The organism is Cupriavidus sp., assembly GCF_057315035.1.
Map to the genome: position 1 here is coordinate 40,769 of NZ_DBHKYV010000019.1, position 24,804 is coordinate 65,572.

General features: G+C 64.0%; 21 protein-coding genes. 9 read left to right on the forward strand and 12 right to left on the reverse strand.

The window, feature by feature from the left end:
• Nucleotides 1-73: 73 nt before the first annotated feature.
• Complete coding sequence (locus tag ACO550_RS21685; RefSeq protein WP_315594830.1) at nucleotides 74-1,051, reverse strand: tripartite tricarboxylate transporter substrate-binding protein; 978 nt, start codon at nucleotides 1,049-1,051, stop codon at nucleotides 74-76.
• A gap of 155 nt (nucleotides 1,052-1,206) precedes the next feature.
• Between ACO550_RS21685 and ACO550_RS21690 the strand changes: the two genes are divergently transcribed.
• Nucleotides 1,207-2,091 (forward strand): LysR substrate-binding domain-containing protein, encoded by an 885-nt coding sequence (locus ACO550_RS21690; RefSeq protein WP_315594829.1) that lies wholly within the window; start codon nucleotides 1,207-1,209, stop codon nucleotides 2,089-2,091.
• A 60-nt stretch (nucleotides 2,092-2,151) separates the two neighbouring features.
• On the opposite strand, the gene ACO550_RS21695 is transcribed toward ACO550_RS21690, so the two are convergent.
• Both ACO550_RS21695 and ACO550_RS21700 read right to left on the reverse strand, forming a co-directional pair.
• Nucleotides 2,152-3,654: a tripartite tricarboxylate transporter permease gene (locus tag ACO550_RS21695; RefSeq protein ID WP_315594828.1), complete on the reverse strand. Its 1,503-nt coding sequence runs from the start codon at nucleotides 3,652-3,654 to the stop codon at nucleotides 2,152-2,154.
• Between the two features lie 13 nt (nucleotides 3,655-3,667).
• Entirely contained in the window at nucleotides 3,668-4,129 is a 462-nt protein-coding gene (locus tag ACO550_RS21700; RefSeq protein WP_315594827.1) for a tripartite tricarboxylate transporter TctB family protein, read from the reverse strand.
• 355 nt (nucleotides 4,130-4,484) lie between these two features.
• Between ACO550_RS21700 and ACO550_RS21705 the strand changes: the two genes are divergently transcribed.
• Nucleotides 4,485-6,293 (forward strand): potassium/proton antiporter, encoded by a 1,809-nt coding sequence (locus tag ACO550_RS21705; protein WP_315594826.1) that lies wholly within the window; start codon nucleotides 4,485-4,487, stop codon nucleotides 6,291-6,293.
• On the opposite strand, the gene ACO550_RS21710 is transcribed toward ACO550_RS21705, so the two are convergent.
• From ACO550_RS21710 to ACO550_RS21720, 3 genes are all read right to left on the reverse strand, one after another.
• Complete coding sequence (locus ACO550_RS21710) at nucleotides 6,265-7,275, reverse strand: tripartite tricarboxylate transporter substrate-binding protein (RefSeq protein ID WP_315594825.1); 1,011 nt, start codon at nucleotides 7,273-7,275, stop codon at nucleotides 6,265-6,267. The two genes, ACO550_RS21705 and ACO550_RS21710, sit on opposite strands and share 29 nt — an antisense overlap.
• A gap of 87 nt (nucleotides 7,276-7,362) precedes the next feature.
• On the reverse strand, nucleotides 7,363-7,818 hold the full coding sequence (locus ACO550_RS21715) for a DUF2214 family protein (protein WP_315594824.1): 456 nt from the start codon (nucleotides 7,816-7,818) through the stop codon (nucleotides 7,363-7,365).
• A 115-nt stretch (nucleotides 7,819-7,933) separates the two neighbouring features.
• Nucleotides 7,934-9,154 (reverse strand): CaiB/BaiF CoA-transferase family protein, encoded by a 1,221-nt coding sequence (locus tag ACO550_RS21720; RefSeq protein ID WP_315594823.1) that lies wholly within the window; start codon nucleotides 9,152-9,154, stop codon nucleotides 7,934-7,936.
• Nucleotides 9,155-9,414: 260 nt separating this feature from the next.
• Here ACO550_RS21720 and alaS point away from each other — a divergent pair, with 260 nt between their 5' ends.
• Complete coding sequence (gene alaS, locus ACO550_RS21725; RefSeq protein ID WP_315594822.1) at nucleotides 9,415-12,039, forward strand: alanine--tRNA ligase; 2,625 nt, start codon at nucleotides 9,415-9,417, stop codon at nucleotides 12,037-12,039.
• A 274-nt stretch (nucleotides 12,040-12,313) separates the two neighbouring features.
• On the opposite strand, the gene ACO550_RS21730 is transcribed toward alaS, so the two are convergent.
• From ACO550_RS21730 to ACO550_RS21745, 4 genes are all read right to left on the reverse strand, one after another.
• The gene (locus ACO550_RS21730; RefSeq protein WP_315594821.1) at nucleotides 12,314-12,760 is read right to left on the reverse strand and encodes a hypothetical protein; all 447 of its coding nucleotides are present in this window, start codon (nucleotides 12,758-12,760) and stop codon (nucleotides 12,314-12,316) included.
• A gap of 207 nt (nucleotides 12,761-12,967) precedes the next feature.
• Nucleotides 12,968-13,723 carry a slipin family protein gene (locus tag ACO550_RS21735; RefSeq protein ID WP_315594820.1) on the reverse strand — a complete coding sequence of 252 codons (756 nt, stop codon included), beginning with the start codon at nucleotides 13,721-13,723 and terminating at the stop codon, nucleotides 12,968-12,970.
• Nucleotides 13,724-13,741: 18 nt separating this feature from the next.
• On the reverse strand, nucleotides 13,742-15,181 hold the full coding sequence (locus tag ACO550_RS21740; protein WP_315594819.1) for an NfeD family protein: 1,440 nt from the start codon (nucleotides 15,179-15,181) through the stop codon (nucleotides 13,742-13,744).
• 108 nt (nucleotides 15,182-15,289) lie between these two features.
• Nucleotides 15,290-16,177, reverse strand: a complete 888-nt coding sequence (locus ACO550_RS21745) for a LysR family transcriptional regulator (RefSeq protein ID WP_315594818.1) — start codon at nucleotides 16,175-16,177, stop codon at nucleotides 15,290-15,292.
• 130 nt (nucleotides 16,178-16,307) lie between these two features.
• Here ACO550_RS21745 and ACO550_RS21750 point away from each other — a divergent pair, with 130 nt between their 5' ends.
• The 6 genes from ACO550_RS21750 (at nucleotide 16,308) to ACO550_RS21775 (ending at nucleotide 20,559) form a co-directional block, all read left to right on the forward strand.
• Nucleotides 16,308-17,540: a YbfB/YjiJ family MFS transporter gene (locus ACO550_RS21750; RefSeq protein ID WP_315594817.1), complete on the forward strand. Its 1,233-nt coding sequence runs from the start codon at nucleotides 16,308-16,310 to the stop codon at nucleotides 17,538-17,540.
• Nucleotides 17,541-17,628: 88 nt separating this feature from the next.
• A complete protein-coding gene (locus tag ACO550_RS21755; protein ID WP_315594816.1) occupies nucleotides 17,629-18,402 on the forward strand; it encodes a class II aldolase/adducin family protein in 774 nt (257 codons plus the stop codon).
• A gap of 22 nt (nucleotides 18,403-18,424) precedes the next feature.
• On the forward strand, nucleotides 18,425-18,613 hold the full coding sequence (locus ACO550_RS21760) for a 4-oxalocrotonate tautomerase (protein ID WP_315594815.1): 189 nt from the start codon (nucleotides 18,425-18,427) through the stop codon (nucleotides 18,611-18,613).
• Between the two features lie 41 nt (nucleotides 18,614-18,654).
• Nucleotides 18,655-19,686 carry an aminotransferase class V-fold PLP-dependent enzyme gene (locus ACO550_RS21765; RefSeq protein ID WP_315594869.1) on the forward strand — a complete coding sequence of 344 codons (1,032 nt, stop codon included), beginning with the start codon at nucleotides 18,655-18,657 and terminating at the stop codon, nucleotides 19,684-19,686.
• 36 nt (nucleotides 19,687-19,722) lie between these two features.
• Nucleotides 19,723-20,319, forward strand: coding sequence for an NUDIX domain-containing protein (locus ACO550_RS21770; RefSeq protein WP_315594814.1), 597 nt, complete (start codon nucleotides 19,723-19,725; stop codon nucleotides 20,317-20,319).
• A 12-nt stretch (nucleotides 20,320-20,331) separates the two neighbouring features.
• Nucleotides 20,332-20,559 carry a sulfurtransferase TusA family protein gene (locus tag ACO550_RS21775; RefSeq protein WP_092594406.1) on the forward strand — a complete coding sequence of 76 codons (228 nt, stop codon included), beginning with the start codon at nucleotides 20,332-20,334 and terminating at the stop codon, nucleotides 20,557-20,559.
• A gap of 223 nt (nucleotides 20,560-20,782) precedes the next feature.
• On the opposite strand, the gene galU is transcribed toward ACO550_RS21775, so the two are convergent.
• Together galU and ACO550_RS21785 are read right to left on the reverse strand one after the other, a co-directional pair.
• Nucleotides 20,783-21,658, reverse strand: a complete 876-nt coding sequence (gene galU / locus ACO550_RS21780) for a UTP--glucose-1-phosphate uridylyltransferase GalU (RefSeq protein WP_315594813.1) — start codon at nucleotides 21,656-21,658, stop codon at nucleotides 20,783-20,785.
• A gap of 102 nt (nucleotides 21,659-21,760) precedes the next feature.
• Nucleotides 21,761-24,628 (reverse strand): valine--tRNA ligase, encoded by a 2,868-nt coding sequence (locus ACO550_RS21785; RefSeq protein ID WP_315594812.1) that lies wholly within the window; start codon nucleotides 24,626-24,628, stop codon nucleotides 21,761-21,763.
• Nucleotides 24,629-24,804 lie beyond the last annotated feature (176 nt).

Here is a 24,804-nt window from a genome sequence, read left to right on the forward strand (position 1 = left end):
GGCCTGTCTCGTTGTGTAAAACACCTACTGTGGTCTCCCCTCTCCCACGAGTGGGAGAGGGGAGCGAAAAAACTCAATCGACCTGGATCTTGCGGTCCTTGATCAGTTTGCCCCAACGGGCGCTGTCTTTCTTCACCATCGCGGCAAACTGGGCAGGCGTGCCGCCAACCGGTTCGGCGCCAAGCTTGGCCAGGCGGTCCTTGACGTCCTGCGACTGGATGGCCTTGTTGAACTCGGCATTCAGGCGGTTGATGATCTCGGGCGGCAGGCCCTTGGGGCCGTAGATGCCAAACCAGGTATCGGATTCAAAGCCGGGCAGTCCCGATTCGCTTGCCGTAGGCAACTCGGGCGCCAGCGGTGAGCGCTTGAGGCTGGTCACGGCCAGCGCCTTGAGCTTGCCGTCCTTCACGTGCGGCATGCCGGAGACGATGCTGTCGAACAGCACCTGCACCTTGTTCGAGATCAGGTCGGGCACGGCCAGCGCGGTACCGCGGTACGGAATATGGGTGATGAACACCCCGGCCTGCGCCTTGAACGCTTCGGCAGTCAGGTGCACCACCGTGCCATTGCCGCTCGACGCATAGTTCAGTTCACCAGGATGCTTCTTGGCGTAGTCGATCAGTTCCTTGACGTTTTTGACCGGCAACTGGTTCGGTACCACCAGCACATTGGTCGCCGTGGCGACCTGGCCGATTGGCGTGAAATCGGTCTCGGTGTTGTACGGCAGGTGCGTGTTGATGTACGGGCCGATCGAGTGCGTGCTGGTGGTGGCGATCAGCAACGTGTAGCCATCAGGTGCTGCCTTGGCGGCCATATCGGAGCCGATGGCGCCCCCGGCGCCGGGCCGGTTGTCGACCACAATCTGTTGTCCCAGATTGGTGCCGACCTTCTGGGCAATCGCGCGTGCGAGCAGGTCGGTGGCGCCGCTGGCCGGGAACGGCACGATCAGGCGGATCGGCTTGTTCGGAAAGCTGTCGGCGTGCGACGGTGCGGCGGCAAGGGTCAGGCTCGTGGCAAGGCCAATGCCAAGAAGGCGTAGCCAGTGTTGCATGTTCTTCTCCGGTGCGGACGGGGGCGACGGTGAATAAAAAATCGGCAGGAAACCCCAGATTATTCCGCGCTGACGGCCACAATGAAAGTTAATATTCCTTGCTTGATCCACAAGAAAACCTTGTGGATCGTCGTTTGGGACAACCTCGCACCGCAATGAGCACGATCCGCTTTCTGAAGACCTTTATCGCCGTGGCCGAGCACGGGTCATTTGCCGCCGCGGCAAGCCAGGTGGCGTTGACGCAGGCCGCGGTCAGCCTGCAGATGCGTTCGCTGGAGGAGGAGTTGCGGCGTGAACTGTTCGACCGCAGCGGCCGTGTGGCAGTGCTCAACGCCGACGGCCGCGCGCTGTTGCCACAGGCGCGGCGCATGTTGGCGCTGCATGACGAAATGCGGCTGCCGCTGGCCGGCTCCGACGCCATGGCCGGCGCCGTGGCGGTCGGCGCGGTGGTGTCGGTGATGGGAGGGCTGTCGCACGTGGTGGCGCAGTTGAAGCGCACCTATCCGGCACTGGACGTGCGTCTGATCGGCGCCAAGTCTTTCGAACTGGCGGCGATGGTCGAAAGTGGCGAGCTAGATGCGGCCTTCGTGGTTGAGGGGTCGGCGCGACTGGCCGGTACGTTGCACTGGACGCCACTCTATGACGAACCGCTGGTGGCGATTGCCGCGCGCGGCAGCAGTGGCGACGACGCGCGGCAGGCGCTGGCCACCAACCCGTTCCTGCGCTTCGACCGCACCCAGCGCACCGGAGCACTGGTGGAGCGCGCCTTGCGCCGCGCTCATCTGCACATCAACGAATTCCTGGAACTGAACTCGATCGAGGCGCTGGTGGAACTGGTGCGCCAGGAGGTAGGCGTGACCGTGGTGCCGTTGCTCAAGCGGTCACGCTGGCGCGATGACAAGGCCTTGCGCATCCTGCCCTTGCAGGCGCGCGGGGAGCCTACGGTACGGACGATCGGCATGCTGGAGCGGCGCGACCATGGCCGCGCCCATGTGACCGAGGCGATTCGCGCCGCGTGCGCCACGATGTTCAGCGCATGAATGGAAAAGGGCGCCCTCATCTGCATGAGGGCGCCCTTCAGGGTACTGCAACAGAAGTTCTTACTCTTCCTGGAACGCTTCTTCGCGCTTGGACTTGATCGACGGCATCGCCACGATCGCCACCAGGATTGCCGCGGCAACCAGCAGGCCCAGCGACAGCGGACGCGTCACGAACACGCTGAAGTCACCACGCGACAGCAGCAGCGAGCGGCGGAAGTTTTCTTCCATCATCGGTCCCAGCACGAAGCCCAGCAGCAGCGGCGCCGGTTCGCACTTGAGCTTGATGAACAGGTAGCCGATCACGCCGAATGCCGCGGTCTGGAACACGTCGAACGTGGTGTTCTGGACCGAGTACACGCCGATGCAGCAGAACGTCAGGATGGCCGGGTACAGGTAGCGGTAAGGCACCTTCAGCAGCTTCACCCAGATACCGATCATCGGCAGGTTCAGGATGATCAGGATCAGGTTGCCGAGCCACATCGAAGCGATCAGGCCCCAGAACAGCGCCGGGTTGCTGGTCATCACCTGGGGACCCGGCTGGATGTTGTGGATCGTCATCGCGCCCACCATCAGCGCCATCACGGCGTTAGGCGGAATACCGAGCGTCAGCAGCGGAATGAACGACGTCTGTGCCGCGGCGTTGTTGGCCGATTCCGGACCCGCCACGCCTTCGATCGCGCCCTTGCCGAACTCATGCGCATACTTCGACGTCTTCTTTTCCAGCGAGTACGCTGCAAACGAAGCCAGTGCCGCACCGCCGCCCGGCAGGATACCAAGCATCGAACCCAGTGCCGTGCCGCGCAGGATAGCCGGAATCATGCGCTTGAAATCTTCCTTGGTCGGGAACAGGTTCGTCACGTGGTCCGTGAAGGTCTCGCGGGCCTCCTTCTGTTCCAGGTTCGCGATGATTTCCGCGAAACCGAACACACCCATCGCCACCGACACGAAGTTCAGGCCGTCAGTCAGCTCTGGCACGTCGAACGAGAAGCGCGCGGCGCCCGAGTTCACGTCGGTACCGACCAGACCCAGCAACAGGCCGAGCACGATCATCGAGATCGCCTTCACCAGCGAGCCCGATGCCAGCACCACGGCACCGATCAGGCCCAGGATCATCAGCGAGAAGTATTCGGCGGGGCCGAACTTGAACGCCAGTTCCGACAGCGGGGCCGCGAATGCGGCCAGGATCAGCGTGGCCACGCAGCCGGCGAAGAACGAGCCGAGGCCAGCCGTAGCCAGTGCCACGCCGGCACGACCGCGCCGCGCCATCTGGTACCCGTCGATGGTGGTCACCACCGACGACGATTCACCAGGCAGGTTCACCAGGATGGCGGTGGTCGAACCACCGTACTGGGCGCCGTAGTAAATACCGGCCAGCATGATCAGCGCGGCCACCGGGGGCAGCGTGTAGGTCACGGGCAGCAGCATCGCGATGGTGGCCAGCGGGCCCAGGCCCGGCAGCACGCCGATCAGCGTACCGAGCACGCAGCCCAGGAACGCGTACGCGATGTTCTGGAAAGACAGGGCGGTCGAGAAGCCCAGTCCGAGGTTGGCTAACAGTTCCATGAGGCGCGTCTCCTTAGCTTGCCAGGAAGGCCGGCCACACCGGCATCTGCAGGTTGATGCCGTACACGAAGGCACCCATGCTGATCACGACCAGGATGATCGCGTTCAGGATGGCTCCCTTCCAGCTGAATTCATGGCTGGCCATCGAGGAGACCAGCACCAGTACCACCACCGACAGCACCATGCCCAGCGGCTTGAGCAGCAGGCCGAACAGCACCACGGCACCCAGGATCCACAACAGGATTTTCAGGTCCCAGCGAGCCAGGTGATCTTCCTCGGCCTTGGAGGACAGCGATCCCCACGTTACCAGCGCGCCCAGCAAGGCGAGCACGATGCCGAGCCAGAACGGGAAGTATCCCGGTCCCATCTTGGCGGCTGTTCCCATGGAATAGCCACGGGCGACGAAGGAAAAGCTCAGACCGACCAGAATGAACATCAGGCCGGAGGCAAAGTCCTTTTGGCTACGTATGCGCAAAATGATTCTCCTCGATATTGACTGCTTGAAATCGTCGCGACAAAGGCTCCCCCACTCGCGGCAGGGTGGAAGGTAAAAGCGCATCCTTTCAGCTACCTTTCATATGTCTGCATAAAGTGGCAACCTCAGGGTATCTCCCTACGCAGACGTCTGAAAGCATTCGGTAAGTCGTTGACGATACAAGGAAAAGTGCAGGGAAAACGTGCATGGCGGCAGGTAGGGATCAAGGGGCGGGTGGCAGGTTGCGACTGGACTGAACCGGACTGAGCCGGACAGAAGCGGGCCTGCTTCGTAAGCTAAGATCGACGGCACTGGCGCATGCCTTGACGCACACGCAAATCGGAAGGGAGCCCGCTTGGAAACCATCGACCATGCCATCCTGCTCGGCGCCGTGGTGATGACCCTGAGCATCGTGCTCGGGGTGTTCTCGGCGCGCTTCGGCGTGCCGTTCCTGCTGGTCTTTCTTGGCGTGGGCATGGCCGCCGGCGTGGATGGCCCGGGCGGCATCCGGTTCTCGAATACCTGGCTGAGCTTCCTGGTGGGCAATATCGCGCTGGCCGTGATCCTGATCGACGGCGGGCTGCGTACGCGCTATGCCACGTTCCGCGTCGCGCTACGGCCATCACTGTCGCTGGCCACGGTGGGCGTCCTGCTGACCGCCGCGCTGGTCGGAATGTTTGCAACATGGGTGCTCGGCATCGACTGGAAGCTTGGCTTGCTGCTTGGCGCCATTGTCGGCTCCACCGATGCGGCCGCGGTGTTCTCGTTGCTCAACAGCAGCGGTATCCGGCTCAAGGAACGTGTGGCCAGCGTGCTCGAGATCGAATCGGGCATCAACGATCCGATGGCCATCTTCCTGACGCTGACGTTGATCGAGTGGATCACGGCCCCGCAAGGGTTGTCTGCCGGCGCGCTGGCGCTGCGGCTGGTGGTGCAGTTCGGGGTTGGTGGCCTGCTGGGCGTAGGCCTGGGCTATTGCATGGCCAACGTCATGGAGCGCGTCAATGTTGCCGAAGGTCTGCAGGCCATCCTGATCTGCTCTGCCGGCTGCATGGTCTGGGCCATCGTGCAATCCGCCGGAGGCAGTGGTTTCCTGGCGGTCTACCTGGCCGGGATGATCGTCGGCAACCGCGATCGGGCGGTGAGCGAGGATATCCTGCGCGCCATGGACGGCATGGCATGGCTGGCCCAGTCGGCGATGTTCCTGTTGCTTGGCTTGCTGGTGACGCCGCACCGGATCTGGGACATTGCCGTTCCCGCGCTGGCGGTGGCATTGTTCCTGATGTTCGTGGCGCGGCCGGTTGCCGTTTTTGTGTCGCTGCTGCCGTTCCGCTTCAATGCGCGCGAAAAAGGCTTCGTTGCCTGGATGGGCTTGCGCGGGGCGGTGCCGATCGTGTTGTCGCTGTTTCCACTGCTGCAGGGCATGGAAGATGCTGGCCTGCTGTTCCGCGTGGCCTTTGCCGTGGTGCTGGCCAGCCTGCTGTGCCAGGGCACCACCGTGGCGCTGGCGGCGCGGCTCGGGCGTGTGCTGCGGCCCGCCTACGACGAGCCGCTGTCACGCGAACGCCTGCGCGGCACGCGGGCACCGGCGCTGGAACTGATGCAGTTCCAGGTTGCCGCCAGTTCATCGATGGAAGACCTGCGTGCGGACCAGGTGGAATTGCCGCCGCGCAGCCGGCTGGTGACGGTCGCGCGCGACGGTGCGCTGGTGCCGCTCGACCAGGTGGTCCTGCGTGCCGGCGACATTGTTTCCGTGCTGGCGCCGGGCGGGTCGGTGCCGCTGTTGTCGCGGCTGTTCCTGACGCCGGCCCGGCCGCCGGCATGGGACCAGGTCGCGCATGATTTCCTGCTCGACGGCCAGGCCAGGCTGGCGGACGTGGCGGCGCTCTATGGCACGCGCGAACTGACCCCGACCGAGCAGGCACGGACGCTGGAAGAAGCCATGCTGGCCGTGTTTCCGTCGCCGCCGGTGGAAGGCGATGCGGTGGAGATTGCCGGCTTGCGCCTGACCGTGACCCGCATGGACGGGCCACGCATCACACAGGTGGGGTTGTTGCTGCCGCGCAATGCGGCGGAAGACGCCAGGGACCACAAGGACCGTGTCTGGCGCCAGCGCGACAAGGCGCGCGGATCGCTCAGTCCACCTTCGCGCCCGAAACCTTGACCACCTGGCCGTACTTCTTCAGTTCACGCTGGATCAGCGCCGCGAACTGCTCCGGCGTGGTCGGCGCGGGTTGCGCGCCGATGCGTGCCAGGCGCGCCTTCATGTCGTCGGTCTTCAGGATTGCCACGATATCGTGATTGAGCCGTTCGACGATCTCGCGCGGCGTGCCGGCCGGGGCCAGGACGCCAAACCATGTCGAGATGTCGAAGCCTTCCAGGCCCAGTCCCTTGCCCGCTTCGGCAATCGTCGGCAGTTCCGGGAACGACGCCGCACGGGCGGGCGTGGTCACCGCGAAGGCCTTGAGCTTGCCGGCCTTGATATTGGCCGATGCCGAGGCCAGGTTGTCGAAGATCAGGTCGGTCTGTCCGGACAGTACCGACAACTGCGCGGGCGAGGCGCCGTTATACGGGATATGGACCATGCTGACGTGCGCCATGCTCTTGAACAGTTCGCCGGACAGGTGTCCCGCGCTGCCGTTGCCGCCCGATGCATAGTCGAGCTTGCCCGGATGCTTGCGCGCATATTCCACCAGGTCGCGCACGCTGTTGATGTGCAGTTCGGCGGCCTTGCCCGGATGCATCACCAGCACGTTCGGAACATCGGCTACCAGCGTGATCGGGGCGAAGTCCTTGACCGGGTCATAGGGCATCTTCGCGAACAGCGTCGGGTTGATCGCATGCGTGGCCACCGCGCCCATCACGATCGTGTAGCCGTCGGCAGGCTGCTTGGCCACGTAGTCGGCGCCAAGGTTGCCGCCGGCACCGGGCCGGTTCTCCACCACCACGGGCTGGCCCAGGCTGTCGCGCAGCTTTTCGCCAATGGCGCGCGCCACGGTATCGAGCGGGCCGCCGGCGGGATAGGGCACCACGAAGCGGATCGGCTTGGTCGGCCAGTTGGCGGTAGCGGCTTGCACCGGTGCGGCGCAGGCAAGCGAGGCAGCCAGCGCGAGCGACTGGGCTGCCGTGAGCAGGGTCTTCAGCATGTCAAACGTGGAAAAAATGGAAGGATCGGGAATCGATGTGCCGGCGCGTACATTGCGCCCCGGCATGGATACGTAGCTGTAGCGGATTCAACGGATGCCGATGCCGCGCGCCATCATCACCGCGCACAGCGGCAGCAGGATCAGCAGATGGGCCTCGATCATGACCCAGCGCCGGGCCTTCTTGATCTCGGCGGGAGTCGGCACGAAGTCGGGCAATCTCTTGGACTGTTTGCGCCACTTTGCGATGGCGAACGTAGGCGGCAACGAGCACAGCGCGATCACCACGAATACCGTCATCTTGGCGTGGAACCACGGATTGTGGATATAGAAATCCAGGCCCTTGGCGCCATAAAACAGCCGCAGCAGGCCGGTGGCCAGCACCACCATTGCCGAAATGAAATAGAACAGGTCGTACAGCGACAGGCGGCGCACGGTGGCCGGGCTCATGTCCGGGCGCAGTACCACGGCTTCGGCAGCCATCAGCGTGATCAGCACGAAGATGGCCGTGAAGTGCAGGAATGCGAGCAGGGCATCGGTCAGCATGAATTCTCCTCTTGGTGGGGAAAACTTCCATGATCACCTGCCCGCGGGTCTGCCCGGGCCGTTCGAGGTCAAACGGCAGCCGGGTAATACCTGGAGTGCGACCTGGGGTGCGGAGTCAGACCACACCCTTGTTGCGCAGGGCGGCGATGTGTTCGGCACTGTAGCCGAGTGTCTCGCCAAGCACCATATCGGTGTGCTCCCCGAGCAACGGCGGGTGGCGCAGCGCCTCGGGAGGCGTGGCGCTCATCTTCATCGGGCTGCCCACCAGCTGGACCGTGCCGGCCGTGGGGTGCGGCAGGTCCACGCGCAGGCCGCGCGACACTACCTGTTCGTTTTCAAAGACTTCGTCGAGCGTATTGATCGGGCCGCAGGGCACGCCGGCGCGCTCGAGATCCAGGATCCATTGCTCGCGGGTACGCGGAGCCACCATCTCGGCCAGGATCGGTACCAGCACGTCGCGGTGCGCCACGCGTTGCGGGTTGGTGGCGAAGCGCGGGTCGTCGGCCAGCTCCGGGTGGCCGCCGGCGGTCACGAATTTGCGGAACTGCCCGTCGTTGCCCACCGCGACGATGATCCAGCCGTCGGCGGCATGGAAGGTCTGGTAGGGCACGATGTTCGGATGGGCGTTGCCCCAGCGCTTTGGCGCCACGCCGCTGGCCAGGTAGTTCGTGTTCATGTTGGCCAGCATCGATACCTGCACGTCCAGCAGCGCCATGTCGATGTACTGGCCTTCGCCGGTGCGCTCGCGGTGGGCCAGCGCGGCCAGCACGGCAATGGTGGCGTACTGGCCCGTCATCAGGTCCGAAATCGCCACGCCGGCCTTCTGCGGGCCGCCGCCGGGCAGGTCGTCGCGTTCGCCGGTCAGGCTCATGAAACCGCCCATGCCCTGGATGATGAAGTCGTAGCCGGGGCGCTGGGCATACGGGCCAGTCTGGCCGAAGCCGGTGACCGAGCAATAGATGATGTCCGGCTTGACGGCCTTGAGCGATTCGTAGTCCAGGCCGTACTTCTTCAACTGCCCGACCTTGTAGTTCTCGAGTACCACGTCGCTCTGGGCCGCCAGGTCGCGTACCAGTTGCTGGCCTTCGGGCGTGCTGATGTCGCAGGTCACCGAGCGCTTGTTGCGGTTCGCGGCCAGGTAGTAGGCGGCTTCCGCCGTGTCGCGGCCGTCCGGGGTCTTGAGCCAGGGCGGGCCCCAGATGCGCGTGTCGTCGCCAGCGCCGGGGCGCTCGATCTTGATCACGTCGGCGCCGAAATCGGCAAGGTTCTGGGCGCACCATGGCCCGGCGAGGACGCGGGTCAGGTCAAGGACGCGAAGATGGCTTAAGGCTCCCATGGCGGTCACGGCTGGCAGGTCTGAGGAGCCAGCACTCTATCACCGGCGTAGTTGGCCGATGCACGCCGGGCGCGCATCTACGGGTCTTCCGTGGGCGATAACCGGACAATCCGCGGCCGGCAGGCAGCGCGCCGTGCGGTGCGCCAACACCGTGCCCAGCGCACCTGCCCCGGGACGGGGCTTGCCCGTATAATCAACGGTTTGCAAATCCAACCTGACTGACTGCGCCCTGCCACGACGTGGGATGCGCCCGATACAACATGAAAGTCTCCGACATTCGCAGCAAGTTCCTGCAGTTCTACGAGTCGAAGGACCATACGGTGGTCCGCTCGTCCAGCCTCGTGCCGGCGAACGACCCGACGCTGCTGTTCACCAATTCGGGCATGGTGCAGTTCAAGGACGTGTTCCTGGGCACCGACAAGCGTCCGTATTCGCGCGCCACGTCGTCGCAACGCTCGGTCCGTGCCGGCGGCAAGCACAACGATCTTGAGAATGTGGGTTACACCGCACGTCACCACACGTTCTTCGAGATGCTCGGCAACTTCTCGTTCGGCGACTACTTCAAGCGTGACGCGATCAACTACGCCTGGGAACTGCTGACCAAGGTCTACCAGCTTCCCGCGGAAAAGCTGTGGGTGACCGTGTACGCCGAGGACGACGAGGCCTACGACATCTGGGCCAAGGAAGTGGGCGTGCCGACCGAGCGCATCGTGCGCATTGGCGACAACAAGGGCGCGCGCTACGCGTCGGACAATTTCTGGCAGATGGCCGACACCGGCCCGTGCGGTCCTTGCTCGGAAATCTTCTACGACCACGGTCCGGAAGTGTGGGGCGGCCCCCCGGGATCGCCTGAAGAAGACGGCGACCGCTACATCGAGATCTGGAACCTCGTGTTCATGCAGTTCAACCGCGACGAGCAGGGCAACATGACGCGCCTGCCCAAGCCGTGCGTGGATACGGGCATGGGTCTCGAGCGGATTGCCGCCGTGCTGCAGCACGTGCACAGCAACTACGAGATCGACCTGTTCCAGGCCCTGATCAAGGCGGCTGGCCGTGAAACGCATTGCGACAACCTGAACCAGAATTCGCTGAAGGTCATTGCCGACCATATCCGCGCGTGCTCGTTCCTGATCGTCGACGGCGTGATTCCGGGCAACGAAGGTCGCGGCTACGTGCTGCGCCGGATCGTGCGCCGTGCCATCCGTCACGGCTACAAGCTTGGCCAGCGGACCCCGTTCTTCCACAAGCTCGTGGCCGAACTGGTGGTGCAGATGGGCGCAGCCTATCCGGAACTGGCCGACGCGGAGACCCGCGTGGTCGAAGTGCTCAAGGCCGAGGAAGAGCGCTTCTTCGAGACGATCGAGAACGGCATGTCGATCCTGGACACTGCCGTGACCGAACTCAAGACGCGCGGCGGCAAGGTGCTGGACGGCGAACTGGCGTTCAAGCTGCACGATACGTTCGGCTTCCCGCTCGACCTGACCCAGGACGTGGCGCGCGAGCAGGAAATCACCGTCGACGAAGCCGCGTTCGATGCCGCGATGACCCGTCAGCGCGAGCAGGCACGTGCCGCCGGCAAGTTCAAGATGGCAGCCGGCCTCGAGTACTCGGGCGACAAGACCGTGTTCCACGGCTATGACGCGCTGAGCATGGAAGGCGCACGCGTGATTGCGCTGTATGTCGATGGCGCAGCCGTTGATACGATGCAGCCGGGCCAGACCGGCGTGGTCGTGCTCGACAACACGCCGTTCTATGCGGAGTCCGGTGGCCAGGTTGGCGACCAGGGCACGCTGGTGGCCGGCGCCGCCGTGTTCAACGTGGCCGATACCACCAAGGTGCAGGCCGATGTGTTCGGCCACCAGGGCACGCTGGCCAATGGCGCGCTCAAGGTGGGCGACACCGTGGCCGCGCAGGTCGACGCCGTGCGTCGCGCGCGCACCGTGCGCAACCACTCGGCAACCCACCTGATGCACAAGGCATTGCGCGAGGTACTGGGCACCCACGTGCAGCAGAAGGGTTCGCTGGTCGATCCGGACAAGACCCGTTTCGACTTCTCGCACAATGCACCGCTGACCGATGACCAGATCCGCCAGATCGAGGAAATCGTCAACGCCGAGATCCTGCGCAACGAAGCCACCGTGGCGGCCGTGATGCCGTTCGACGATGCGGTCAAGAGCGGTGCCATGGCACTGTTCGGCGAGAAGTACGCGGACGATGTTCGCGTGCTGTCGATCGGTTCCTCGAAGGAACTGTGCGGTGGTACCCACGTAATGCGCACCGGCGATATCGGCCTGTTCAAGATCGTCGTGGAAGCTGGCGTTGCCGCAGGTATCCGCCGCGTGGAAGCCATTACCGGCGACAACGCGCTGCACTATCTGCAATCGCTCGACGCGCGCCTGAACGAAGCTGCCGCCGCACTGCGTGCACAGCCGTCGGAACTGGTGCCGCGCATCGGCCAGGTGCAAGACCAGGTCCGCGCACTCGAGAAGGAACTCGAAAAGCTCAAGAGCAAGCTCGCTTCGTCGCAAGGCGATGAGCTCGTATCGCAGGCGGTGGACGTCAAGGGCCTGAAGGTGCTGGCGGCCCAGCTCGAAGGCGCCGATGTGAAGACGCTGCGCGAGACGATGGACAAGCTCAAGGACAAGCTGCAGAGCGCGGCCATCGTGCTGGCGGCCGTGGCCGACGGCAAGGTCAGCCTGATCGCCGGCGTCACCGCTGACGCGACGTCGAAGGTCAAGGCCGGTGAACTGGTCAACTTCGTTGCCCAGCAGGTCGGCGGCAAGGGCGGTGGCCGTCCGGACATGGCGCAGGCCGGTGGTACCGATCCGGCAAACCTGCCGGCGGCCCTTGCAGGTGTCACCGAGTGGGTGTCCGCCAAGGTCTGATATTGCTGATCAGCATTGGCCTAGCGTGACAAAAAAGCGCCTGCACTGCAGGCGCTTTTTTTCGTCCGGAGATCGCTTCAGCGCGTGAACACTTCGAAGAGCATCCAGGCGGTAGTCGACAAGGAGTACGCACTGACGATGTAGACCGCCGGCATGAGGACCTTTCCTTGAAACTCTTTGTCTGTCGCAAGCCGGATAAGAAATCGTTCCATTACAACCTCCATTCATCATGTTGTTCAGTGGTGAGAGTGCCAGCAGAGCGAAGAGTATTTTCTCAAGACATGGTCGGCTGGATCAGATAGGAGTAGCCCGCGAAGTGACCACCCGCGCTTATGCATGTCAAGAGTAGCGATGCCCTGAGAATCAGGTTTGGGCGGCCACTCGTTCCCGGTTGAGTCGTTAGGCAGGACTCCATTGCGCCAAGCAGTACCATTCCCGCCGCAAGTACGATAATGACGATGTGGCCGCACATGACCATCCACATGAGGTCCTGGTTCGCGGAATTCCCGCCCATGTGTTGTGCTAGCAAGTTGCAGGCGCTTGCACTCATCGGAATGACCGCCCACAGCATTTGCCCATGCTCGATTGCGCGCATGACAATGCCCCGGCTGTATTTGCGAAAGAAGTACGGAAGCTTGATAAGCGGCAGCAGTGCCAACGGCGCGAGCAATGGAATCGCGATGTTGAACAGGAACCAGCTGAACTGCCCGGATACGGTCATGGCGCGCCTCGATGTGTGCGATGGAAGGACGATCGGCACACTGATTTCCTGTGCCGATCGACCACGCCACATCCTAGGCTTTACAGGTCCTAACGCCAATAAGACAGGTGTGAACTTGTGTGTCCGTAGAGCAGATATGAGCCGATGCTTGTGTCCGATCAATTGTGCCGGGTCTGTGTCGCCGCGCCGGTTGCACAGCCCGGAAAGCTACTTCGTCCCGCCACCCGTCAGCGTCGACACGATATCGATCGGCAGCGGAAACACGATCGTCGAGCTCTTGTCGCCGGCAATCTGCGTAAGCGTCTGCAGATAGCGCAGTTGCATCGCCTGGGGTTGCTTCGCCAGCATCTGGGCGGCCTCAAGCAGCTTCACAGAGGCCTGCAGTTCGCCCTCGGCATGAATCACCTTCGCACGCCGCTCGCGTTCCGCCTCGGCTTGCCGGGCAATCGCACGCACCATCGACTCGTTGAGGTCCACGTGCTTGATCTCGACGTTCGATACCTTGATGCCCCAGGCGTCGGTCTGCGCATCGAGCACCTTCTGGATATCGAGATTGAGCTTCTCGCGTTCGGCCAGCATTTCATCGAGTTCATGCTTGCCGAGTACCGAGCGCAAGGTGGTCTGCGCCAGCTGGCTGGTGGCCTCCAGGAAGTTGGCGACCTGGATGATCGCGCGTTCCGGGTCGACCACGCGGAAATACACCACGGCATTGACCTTGACCGATACATTGTCATGCGAGATCACGTCCTGTGGCGGCACATCGAGCACCACGGTGCGCAGGTCCACGCGCACCATCTGCTGCACGACCGGAATGACCAGCACCAGGCCGGGGCCCTTGACGCGCCAGAAACGGCCCAGCATGAACACCACGCCGCGTTCGTATTCGCGCAGCACGCGGAACGCGGATATCACCAGCAGAACCAGCAGGAAGATCAGGCCGCCGAAGCTGAATCCGAATGCCATGTCGGGCTCCTTGTTGTGTCAGGCATCGTGAAGCGAAGTGACATCGAGCACCAGCCCATGGCGTCCCGTGACGCGCACGGACTGGCCACATGCCAGCGCGCTGTTGCTGTGGATGCGCCATTGCTCGCCGCGCACCATGGCCCAGCCATCGGCCGGGGTCGCGTCGACCACCACGCCAATGCTGCCCACCAGCGTGTCGGCGCCGCTCACCACGGGACGCTGGCGCGCGCGCAGCAGCAGCGTAGACATGCCGAACAGGAACGCTGCCGAGATCGCGCACAGGCCGGCAATCAATGACAGTGGCACGCCGAAGCCGGGCACATCGGTATCGATCAGCATCACTGCACCAAACGCGAAGGCGATGATGCCGCCGACGCCTACCGCGCCGAAGGTTGGCAAGAATACTTCCGCGACCATGCATCCCACACCGAACGCGATCAGCGCGAGTCCCGCGTAGTTGATTGGCAGCATCTGCAGCGCGAACAGGCCCAGCAGCAGGCAAATGGCTCCGGCGATGCCGGGTACCACCATGCCGGGCGTGGAGAACTCGAAGATCAGCCCATAGATGCCGATCATCATCAGGATCAGCGCCACGCTGGGATCGGTGATCACAGCCAGCAGGCGGCTGCGCCAGTCGGGTTCCAGCGTGACGATCGGCGCGCCTGCCGTGTGCAGCACGCGCGTGGCACCGGCTGCCTCGAAGCGCTTGCCGTCGATCTGCCTGAGCAGGGCAGGCAGGTCCGGTGCTACCAGGTCGGCCACCTTCTGTGCCACGGCTTCGTCGGCGGACAAGCTGACCGCTTCGCGCACCGCGCGTTCGCCCCATTCGGCATTGCGATGCCGCAACTGCGCGAGTCCGCGGATATAGGCCGAGGCGTCGTGCATCTGCTTGCGGGTCATGGTGTCCTCGGCCGCAGGCGCACTTGCTGGTGCCGATGCCGGTGCGGGGCCTGCCTCGGGCTTCGTCCCGCCGATGCCGATGGCAACCGGGCTGGCCGCGCCAAGATTGGTGCCGGGCGCCATGGCGGCGATATGGCTGGCGTAGAGGATGTAGGTGCCCGCGCTGGCGGCACGCGCACCACCGGGATAGACGTAGGTGGCCACCGGCACCGGCGACGCCAGGATGGCCTGGATGATGTCGCGCATCGAGCGGTCGAGCCCGCCCGGCGTGTCCATTTCGAGCACGATCAGCTGGGCGCCTTGCTTGCGCGCCTGTTCCATGCCGCGCACGGCGAAGCTGGCGCTGGCCGGCCCGATCGCGCCTCGTACCGGGATGACATAAACCGGCGGCGCCGCGGAAACCGAGGTTGCGGGCGTGCTCGACGATGCCGTCTGGGCATTTGCCCCGGAAATTGCCAGCAGGACCAGGCCCAGGCAGGCCAGCACCAGCCAGTTCAGGAACTGCGGCCGGTGGCAGGCTGGCAGCGCTGACCGGCGCAACGCGAATGCGTGTGTCATGGCGGGGCGCGACCCGCCGTGGGTGCCGTGGTCGCGCCACTTTCAGTGTAGGCGACCGGCCACATCTTGCATGGCGTGGGCGTGGCTCCGGCCAGGTTTACGCTTGCTTCAGGCGGCAGCCTTTGTATCGTCGAGCGTACCTGGCAACTGCGGCAGCATGTCGGCCAATGCCAGCAGCGCCGCGCTGCCCATCGACGGATGCCAGGCCAATACAGTGGTCACCTGGCCAGCATCGCCAAGGGGGTGGATGCTGATCTTTGGCAGGTCGCGATAGAGGGTCAGTACCGAACGCGGCATGATTGCCACGCCAATGCCAGCCGCCGCACAGGTCACGATGGCGTGATACGAGCCGAGCTGGATCACGCGGCTGGCGGCATGGCCACACTGTCCATACCACTGCTCGAACCGCGACCGGTAGTTGCAACCAGCCTCGAAGGCCAGCAAGGTGGCGCGTTCGATATCGGCGGGGGTGCGGATCGGCGCATGCGTGGCGCTGGCAATGATCACCAGTTCCTCTGCGAATCCCGCCCGACTGACCAGTTCGGGGTCGCCCACCGGTTCGGCCACGAAGGCGCAGTCGACTTCGAAGCGGCGCAGCGCTTCCAGCGCCTGGCGTGTTGGCAGGGTCACGAGTTCGAGTTCGACATCGGGCCACGCCTGGTGATAGGCGGCCAGCAGATTGGGCAGGCGGCTCGCCGCCGTGCTTTCCATCGAAGCAATCCGCAGGCGTCCATGTGGATGGGCGGGCTGCACCGCGTGGCGCGCCTCATCGGAGAGCTGCAGGATGCGGCAGGCATAGTCGAACAGCGTTTGCCCGGCCGGAGTGAGCACCATGCGCCGGCCGTCGCGCACGAACAGTTCCACCCCCAACGATTGTTCCAGTTGCCGGATCCGCGTGGTGACGTTCGATTGCACGCGATGCAGCCGCTCGGCGGCCCGCGTGACGCCGCCAGCCTCGACCACGGTGCGGAAAATTTCCAGTGCCGCAAGGTCCATATCCGTAACCCTTTTCAAATCGAGATGATTTGCATCTCAATCATTCATTTGTCGTGATGGATGATCGCGCATAGCATAGTCAACTACAAGCCCAATTTCAAATGCCGGGATCGCGAATCCGGCCGCGCCAATGCCTTCAGCCGATATCAATGTCACCGCCGGGCGGACTGCCCGACAAACCGCCGGTCCATGGGCCGTGGCCATGGCCGGGCTGGTCTCGCTGGCGCTGGCCATGGGCATTGGCCGCTTTGCGTTTACCCCGCTGCTGCCGATGATGCTGCATGACGGCACCGTCACGCTGGCGCAAGGCGGGGCGCTGGCGACGCTGAACTACATCGGCTATCTGCTGGGCGCGCTGCTGTGCCTGTTTTTCCGGCCCGATCCGGTGCGCATCGTGCGCGCGTCACTGGCACTGACCGTGGTGCTGACGCTGGCGATGGCCCTGCCGGGCGGCATGGTGGCGTGGCTGGCATGGCGCACGCTGGCCGGCATAGCCAGCGCGGTGGTCATGGTCTACGCGACGGCGTGGTGCATGCAGCGGCTGGCGGAACTCGGCCATCCGGCGCTGGGCGGACTGATGTTCTGCGGACCCGGTATCGGCATCGTGGTCACCGGCGTGTCCACCTTTGGCATGGTAGCGGCGCGGTGGCAGGCGGACTGGGGCTGGATAGCCTTTACGATACTTGGCGCGCTGATGCTGGCGCCGGTGTGGCGTGTCTTTGGATCGGCGCTGCCGGCCGTGCATGCTGGCAGCGGGCAGGCGGCGTCCTCGGCGCCGGTTGGCACGCCACGGCTCGACCTGGAAACCTGGGCGCTGACGCTGGCCTACGGGCTGGCTGGCTTCGGCTACATCATCACGGCTACGTTCCTGCCCGTGATCGCCCGCCAGGCGATGCCCGGCAGCGTTTGGGCCGACCTGTTCTGGCCGATCCTCGGCGTTGGCGTGGCGGTGGGTGCATGGCTGGTGACGCGCGTGGGCATGCATCACGACAACCGCCGCATGATGATGTTCCTGTACGCCTTGCAGGCCGCGGGCGTGGCTGTGGCTGCCATATGGCCCACCGTGACCGGATTTGCGCTGAGCAGCCTGCTGGTCGGGCTGCCGTTCACGGCGCTGGTCTCGTTTGCGATGCGCGAGGCGCGCCGGCTCTGGGGCGCCAGCGCGTCGAAGCTGATTGGCCTGATGACCGCCGCCTACGCGATTGGTCAGATCGCCGGGCCGCCGCTGGCAACCGCGCTGGTGGCACGCACCGGCGGCTTCGGCGCATCGCTTGGGGTGGCGGCGCTGGCACTGCTGTGCGGCGCGCTGATCTACCTGTGGATGTGGCGCACCATGCCGGTGGCTGGCCGCACGGCAAACTAGCGACTGCGCTACAGTATCGGCTTCGCCGCTCACTCGACCTGGCCGCACCCGCGCCGGCGCTGCAGGGCGGCGCAGAAAGCAAAGCCCCATGTCTTTTGCCTTGCAGCCCGGGCGTGCCGCAGGCCCGGCCTCGCCAGTCAGCCCAGAGGAAGCCCGCGTGCGCGTGGACCTGGCCGCCGCCTATCGGCTGGCCGCACTCGAACGCTGGGACGACCTGATCTATACCCATATCTCGGCCACCGTGCCTGGTGAGCCCGATCACTTCCTGATCAACCCGTTCGGTTTCGCGTTCGACGAGATCCGTGCTTCTGACCTGGTCAAGATCAACGGCCGTGGCGAAGTGGTCGGCGAGACCGTGCACCCGGTCAATGTGACCGGCTTCGCGCTGCACGCCGCTGTGCATGCCGCACGTGCCGATGCGCATTGCGTGATGCACCTGCATAACACGGCCGGCATCGCGGTATCGGCCCAGGCCGAGGGTTTGCTGCCACTGTCGCAGCATGCCATGCGTTTTCATGGCCGCATCGCCTATCACGACTACGAGGGACTGGCCTTCACACCGGCCGAAGGCGCGCGTCTGACCGCGTCGCTGGGCGCACACCCGGCCATGCTGCTGCGCAACCACGGCACGTTGACCACCGGGCGCACCGTGGCCGAGGCGTATGTGCTGATGGCCACGTTGATCAAGGCCTGCGAGATCCAGCTCGGCGCGCAACTGGGCAGCGCCACGGTGCAGCCACCGGCGGCCGTGGCCGACCGTACGTCGTTGCAGCTGTTCGACAACGGCGCCATCGAGGGTGTCATGGAATGGCCCGCGCTGCTGCGCAAACTCGATAGAATCGATCCTTCATACAAAGACTGACAAGACGCCAAGGAGTCATGCAATGCCCACGTTTCATGTAGAGATGTTCGAAGGCCGCACCGTTGAACAGAAGCGCAAGTTTGTCGAGGAAGTCACGCGCGTCACGTGCGAGACGCTTGGCTGCTCGGCCGGTGCCGTGGACATCATCATCACCGACGTCAAGCGCGAGAACTGGGCCACCGGCGGCGAGCTCTGGCTCGACAAGAAGTAAGCGCAGCAGGGTTTGACCAGATGACCTCCGCAGTTTCCACCATGCAGCAGTTCGCTTCCGACAACTACGCCGGCTTCTGCCCGGAATCGCTGAAGTATTTTCTCGAAGCCAACGCCACCGGCCACGAGAAAGCCTATGGCGACGACAGCTGGACGCAGAAGGTGTGCGATCGCATTCGCGACCTGTTCCAGACCGATTGCGAGGTCTTCTTTGTCTTCAACGGCACGGCCGCCAATTCGCTGGCGCTGTCGTCGTTGTGCCAGTCATATCATTCCGTGATCTGCCATGAGCTGGCGCATATCGAAACCGACGAGTGCGGCGCGCCGCAGTTTTTCTCGAATGGCTCGAAGCTGCTGACTGCCCCGGGCGAGAACGGCAAGCTGACGCCCGACGAGGTTGAGGCGCTGGTGACGCGCCGCACCGACATCCACTATCCGAAGCCGCGCGTGGTATCGCTGACGCAGGCCACCGAAGTGGGCACGGTCTATACGGTCGACGAAGTGCGCGCGATTGCGGCCATTGCCAAGCGCCGCCAGTTGCGTGTGCATATGGACGGTGCGCGTTTCGCCAATGCAGTGGCATCGCTGGGTGTGCATCCGTCCGAAATCACATGGCGTGCCGGTGTGGACGTACTGTGTTTTGGTGGCACCAAGAATGGCTTGCCGGTGGGCGAGGCGGTAGTGTTCTTCGACCGGCGCCTGGCCGAGGATTTTGCCTATCGCGTGAAGCAGGCCGGGCATCTGGCGTCGAAGATGCGATTTATCTCGGCGCCATGGCTGGGCATGCTCGAAAACGATGTCTGGCTCAAGAACGGCCGCCATGCCAATGCAATGGCCACGCTGCTGCAGCAACGGATTGCCGATATTCCGGGCGTGCGCATCATGTTCCCGACGCAAGCCAATGCCGTGTTCGCCGAGTTGCCGCTGCCGGCAATCGAGGCGCTGCGCGCAAAAGGCTGGCTGTTCTACACGTTTATTGGCGCGGGTGGTTGCCGCCTGATGTGTGCTTGGGATTTGCAACCGGAAACGGTCGAGGCGTTTGCGGCCGACATTCGCGCGGCTTGCGCGCGTTGATACTGAGAATAACGAGACTGACCCAGGAGCCCCACGATGGAACCCTATCGTTTCTGCCCCCGATGCGGTGCGGGACTTGAACACATGCCGATGTCCGGCCGTTATCGCCATGCCTGCGTGCAGGATGGTTGTGGCTTTGTGCACTGGGACAACCCGTTGCCGGTATTGGCGGCCGTGGTCGAGTACGAAGGGAAACTGCTGCTGGCGCGCAATGCCGCGTGGCCCGAGAAAATGTTCGCGCTGGTGACCGGATTCATGGAGCGCGATGAAACGCCCGAACTGGGTGTGGCACGCGAACTCAAGGAGGAGACCAATCTCGACACCGTTTCGGCGTCGCTGATTGGCGTCTATGAGTTCATGCGCAAGAACGAACTGATCATCGCGTACCACGTCCGCGCAGAAGGCGAGATCCGCCTGTCCGAGGAACTGGTCGAGTACAAGCTCGTAGCGCCCGAAAGCATGCGCATCTGGAATGCCGGCACCGGGTTTGCCGTGGCCGATTTCCTCGAGCGCCGCGGACTGCCGGTGCGCTTCTACGACCGGGCCACCGGCGAGGACATTCCCGATCCACGCCGCCCGACCGACTTCAGCCTGGTCAGCGCTTCGCTACAATACGGCATCAACCAGAACTAGAAGGTGAGAGGAATGGAATTCCAGAAAGAAGTCGACGCGCGCGGCCTGAATTGTCCGCTGCCGATCCTGCGAACCAAGAAGGCGCTGGCGGACATGGCCAGCGGCGAAGTGCTCAAGGTTCTGGCCACCGACCCGGGCGCGACGCGCGATTTCCAGGCGTTCGCCAAGCAGACCGGCAATGAACTGCTGTCGCACGCCGAAGTGGACAAGGTGTTCGTGTTTTATATGAAGCGTCGTTGAGCGGTAATTGTCGTACGGTTTTCTCCCCTCTCCCGCATTGCGGGAGAGGGGCGGGGGAGAGGGCAAGCGGTTCAAATTTCGACTTGTCTCGATTGATGCGCTGGCCCTCTCCCCCAACCCCTCTCCCGCGCGCGGGAGAGGGGAGAAAAGACAAAGCCAAATAAAAAACCGCCTCCGGAGAGGCGGTTTTTTATTGTAGCGTTCGAATCGGAATCAACCGATATCAACCACGCTGTGCCAGATACGCACTGAATTCGTCACGCACTTCAGGGTGCTTGAGTGCGAATTCCACGGTGGCCTTGAGGTAGCCGAGCTTGCTGCCGCAGTCATAGCGCACGCCCTTGTAGCGGTAGGCCAGCACCTGCTCCTGGCCCAGCATCGACTGGATCGCGTCGGTCAACTGGAATTCGCCGCCGGCGCCTGGCTTCAGGTCGCGGATATGGTCGAAGATGCGCGGCGTCAGGATGTAGCGTCCCACCACGCCAAGGTTCGACGGTGCATCTTCGGGGGCCGGCTTTTCGACGATGCCCGACATCTTGATCACGCGTTCGTCCCACTCGCGGCCATCGACCACGCCGTAGGAGCGGCTTTGCTCGGGCGCGATTTCCTCGACGCCGAGCACCGAGCAGTTGTAGTGGTTGTACACATCCACCATCTGCTTCATCACGGGTTCTTCGGCGCCGCCGTCCAGCAGGTCGTCCGCCAGCATCACCGCGAACGGTGCATCGCCGACCAGTCGTGCCGCGCACAACACTGCGTGGCCCAGGCCCAGTGCCTCGGGCTGGCGCACGTAAAAGCATTCGACATTCTTGGGCTTGATGGAACGCACCACATCGAGCAGCGCCTGCTTGTTCTTGGCCTCGAGTTCCATCTCCAGTTCGTAGGCCTTGTCGAAATGGTCCTCGATGGCGCGCTTGGAACGGCCCGTGACGAAGATCATCTCGTTGATGCCTGCGGCAATGGCTTCCTCCACGGCGTACTGGATCAGCGGCTTGTCCACCACTGGCAGCATCTCCTTGGGGCTTGCTTTTGTGGCGGGCAAGAATCGGGTGCCTAGCCCGGCAACGGGGAAGACGGCCTTGGTGACGCGGTTTTCCATTTCAGCTTCCTTTTCAATCCGGTGTAATACCGTGCCGTACGATGAGGGGGCCGTCTGTCAGGTTCCGTCCGACTTGGGGGCCGGACGGCCCTGACCGTCACTTCAAGACGGCAGACGCTGTAGTTGATCTTGTAGCTTCGAAAGCATCTGTTCGAAATCCGACATACGCTGGTTTTCCTGGGCCACCACCGCAGGTGGTGCCTTGGCCACGAAGCTCTCGTTCGACAGCTTGCCACGACATTTGCCGATCTCGCCCGCGATCCGGTCAATTTCCTTCGACAGGCGCACGCGCTCGGCCGCCACGTCGATCTCGATCTTCAGCAGCAGGTGGTTGCCGCCAACGATCGCCACCGGTGCGCCCGCTCCCTCACGCTGCAGCTCGGTTTCGTCTTCGAACACCTTGACTTCGGAAAGTTTCGCCAGTGCCTGCACCTGCGCCGCCGCTTCCTTCAGGAAGGCGCTGTCGCCGTGCGCATAGAGCGGGATCCGCTGAGCCGGGGAAATGTTCATCTCGCCGCGCAGGTTGCGGCAGGCGTCCACCACGGCCTTCAGTTCGGTAACCCACGCTTCGGCGGCCTCGTCGATCTTGGCGGCGGCCTGCAGCGGGTACGGCTGCGTGGCAATGGTTTCCGAACCGTCACCGCGGGCGCGGTCGGCCAGAGGTGCCACCTTCTGCCACAGTTCTTCGGTGATGAACGGGATGATCGGGTGCGCCAGCCGCAGTACGGTCTCCAGCACGCGCAGCAGCGTGCGGCGCGTGGCGCGCTGTTGTGCCGGTGTGCCGGTCTGGATCTGCACCTTGGCCAGTTCCAGGTACCAGTCGCAGTATTCGTCCCAGACAAACTTGTAGATGGCGCTGGCGATGTTGTCGAAGCGGTATTCGTCGAAACCCTTCTCGACCTCGGCTTCCACGCGCTGCAGCAGCGACACGATCCAGCGATCGGCCTGCGAGAAGTGCAGGTAGCCATCCGGGCCGCAATCGTTGCTGCACGGACCCATGCCGCAGTCCTGGCCTTCGGTGTTCATCAGCACGAAACGGGTGGCGTTCCAGAGCTTGTTGCAGAAGTTGCGATAGCCCTCGCAGCGGCCCGTGTCGAAATTGATATTGCGGCCCAGCGTGGCCAGCGACGCAAACGTGAAGCGCAGCGCGTCGGCGCCAAAGGCCGGGATGCCGTCGGGGAATTCCTTCCTGGTCCGCGCCTCGACCTTGGGCGCGTCCTTCGGGCGGCGCAGGCCCGTGGTGCGCTTCTTGAGCAGGGGATCGAGGTCGATGCCGTCGATCAGGTCCACCGGGTCAAGCGTGTTGCCCTCGGACTTGCTCATCTTCTTGCCTTCGGAGTCGCGCACCAGTCCGTGCACGTACACGGTGTGGAACGGCACCTTGCCGGTGAAGTGCTTGGTCATCATGACCATGCGCGCCACCCAGAAGAAGATGATGTCGTAGCCGGTAACCAGTACCGATGACGGCAGGAAGTGCTGGATTTCCGGGGTTTCCTCGGGCCAGCCCAGCGACGAGAACGGGACCAGCGCGGACGAGAACCACGTGTCGAGCACGTCTTCCTCGCGGCGCAGCGGGCCGTTGCTGCCTGCCGCCTGCGCGCGGGCCAGCGCCTCTTCTTCGGTACGGGCCACGAACACCTTGCCGGCTTCGTCGTACCAGGCCGGGATCTGGTGACCCCACCAGAGCTGGCGGCTGATACACCAGTCCTGGATATTGGCCAGCCACTGGTTGTAGGTGCTGTTCCAGTTCTCGGGCACGAGCTTGATCTCGCCGCTCTGCACCGCGTCGAGCGCTACGTCGGCGATCGAGCGACCCGGATTGAACGTGCCTTCCGGCGCCGGCTTGCTCATGGCGACGAACCACTGATCGGTCAGCATCGGCTCGATCACGCTGCTGGTCCGCTCGCTGCGCGGCACCATCAGCTTGTGCTTCTTCACTTCGCCCAGCAGGCCCTGCGTCTCGAGGTCGTCGACCATCTTCTTGCGCGCGTCGAAACGGTCCATGCCGGCGTAGGCGGCCGGTGCGTCGGCCACGATCTTCGCGTCGAGCGTCAGGATCGACAGTTGCGGCAGGTTGTGGCGCTGGCCCACGGCATAGTCGTTGAAATCGTGCCCCGGGGTTACCTTGACCACGCCGGTGCCGAATTCGCGGTCGACGTATTCGTCGGCAATCACCGGAATCTGGCGGTCGGTCAGCGGCAGGTGCACGAACTTGCCGATCAGGTGGGCGTAGCGTTCATCCTCGGGATGCACCATCACGGCCGTATCGCCGAGCATGGTTTCAGGGCGGGTGGTGGCCACGGTCAGGTGGGTCAGGCCGCGCACGCTATCGGGCTCGGCCAGCGGATAGTGGATATGCCAGAGCGAGCCGTCTTCCTCGACGCTGTCCACTTCGAGGTCGGACACGGCGGTGCCCAGTACCGGATCCCAGTTGACCAGGCGCTTGCCGCGGTAGATCAGCCCTTGTTCGTACAGGCGCACGAAGACCTCGGTCACGGCCTTCGACATCTCGGGCGACATCGTGAAGTACTCGCGCGTCCAGTCGATCGAGGCGCCCATGCGGCGCACCTGGCGCGTGATGGTCGAACCCGACTCTTCCTTCCAGGCCCAGACCTTCTCGGTGAACTTCTCGCGGCCCAGGTCATGGCGCGATACGCCCTGCGCCTCCAGCTGGCGCTCCACCACGATCTGCGTGGCAATACCGGCGTGGTCGGTGCCCGGTACCCAGAGCGTATTGGCGCCGCGCATGCGCGCATGGCGAGCCAGCCCATCCATGATCGTCTGGTTGAACGCGTGGCCCATGTGCAGCGTGCCGGTCACATTGGGTGGCGGCAGCTGGATCGCGAAATCGGGGCGCTTGGGGTCGAAGGTGGGCTGGGCAATGCCGCGGCGCTCCCATTCTGGGCCCCACTTTGCCTCGATGGCGGCGGGTTCGAAGCTCTTGGCAAGGGACTGGTCTTCTGCGGTCATGCTGGGATGTCGTGGGATGCGTGGTATGCGGGTCAGGGCCCAGGCCGGCAGGCGGATCGGCGTGCCACGGCATTCGGCCGGGAAAACGTCAAATTATAGGGGAGGCGGCGTGCCGGTGCGCATTTCTGGCCGCGGAGCGCGTCTTCGGGCGCACGCGGGTTCAGGTTCCCGACAAA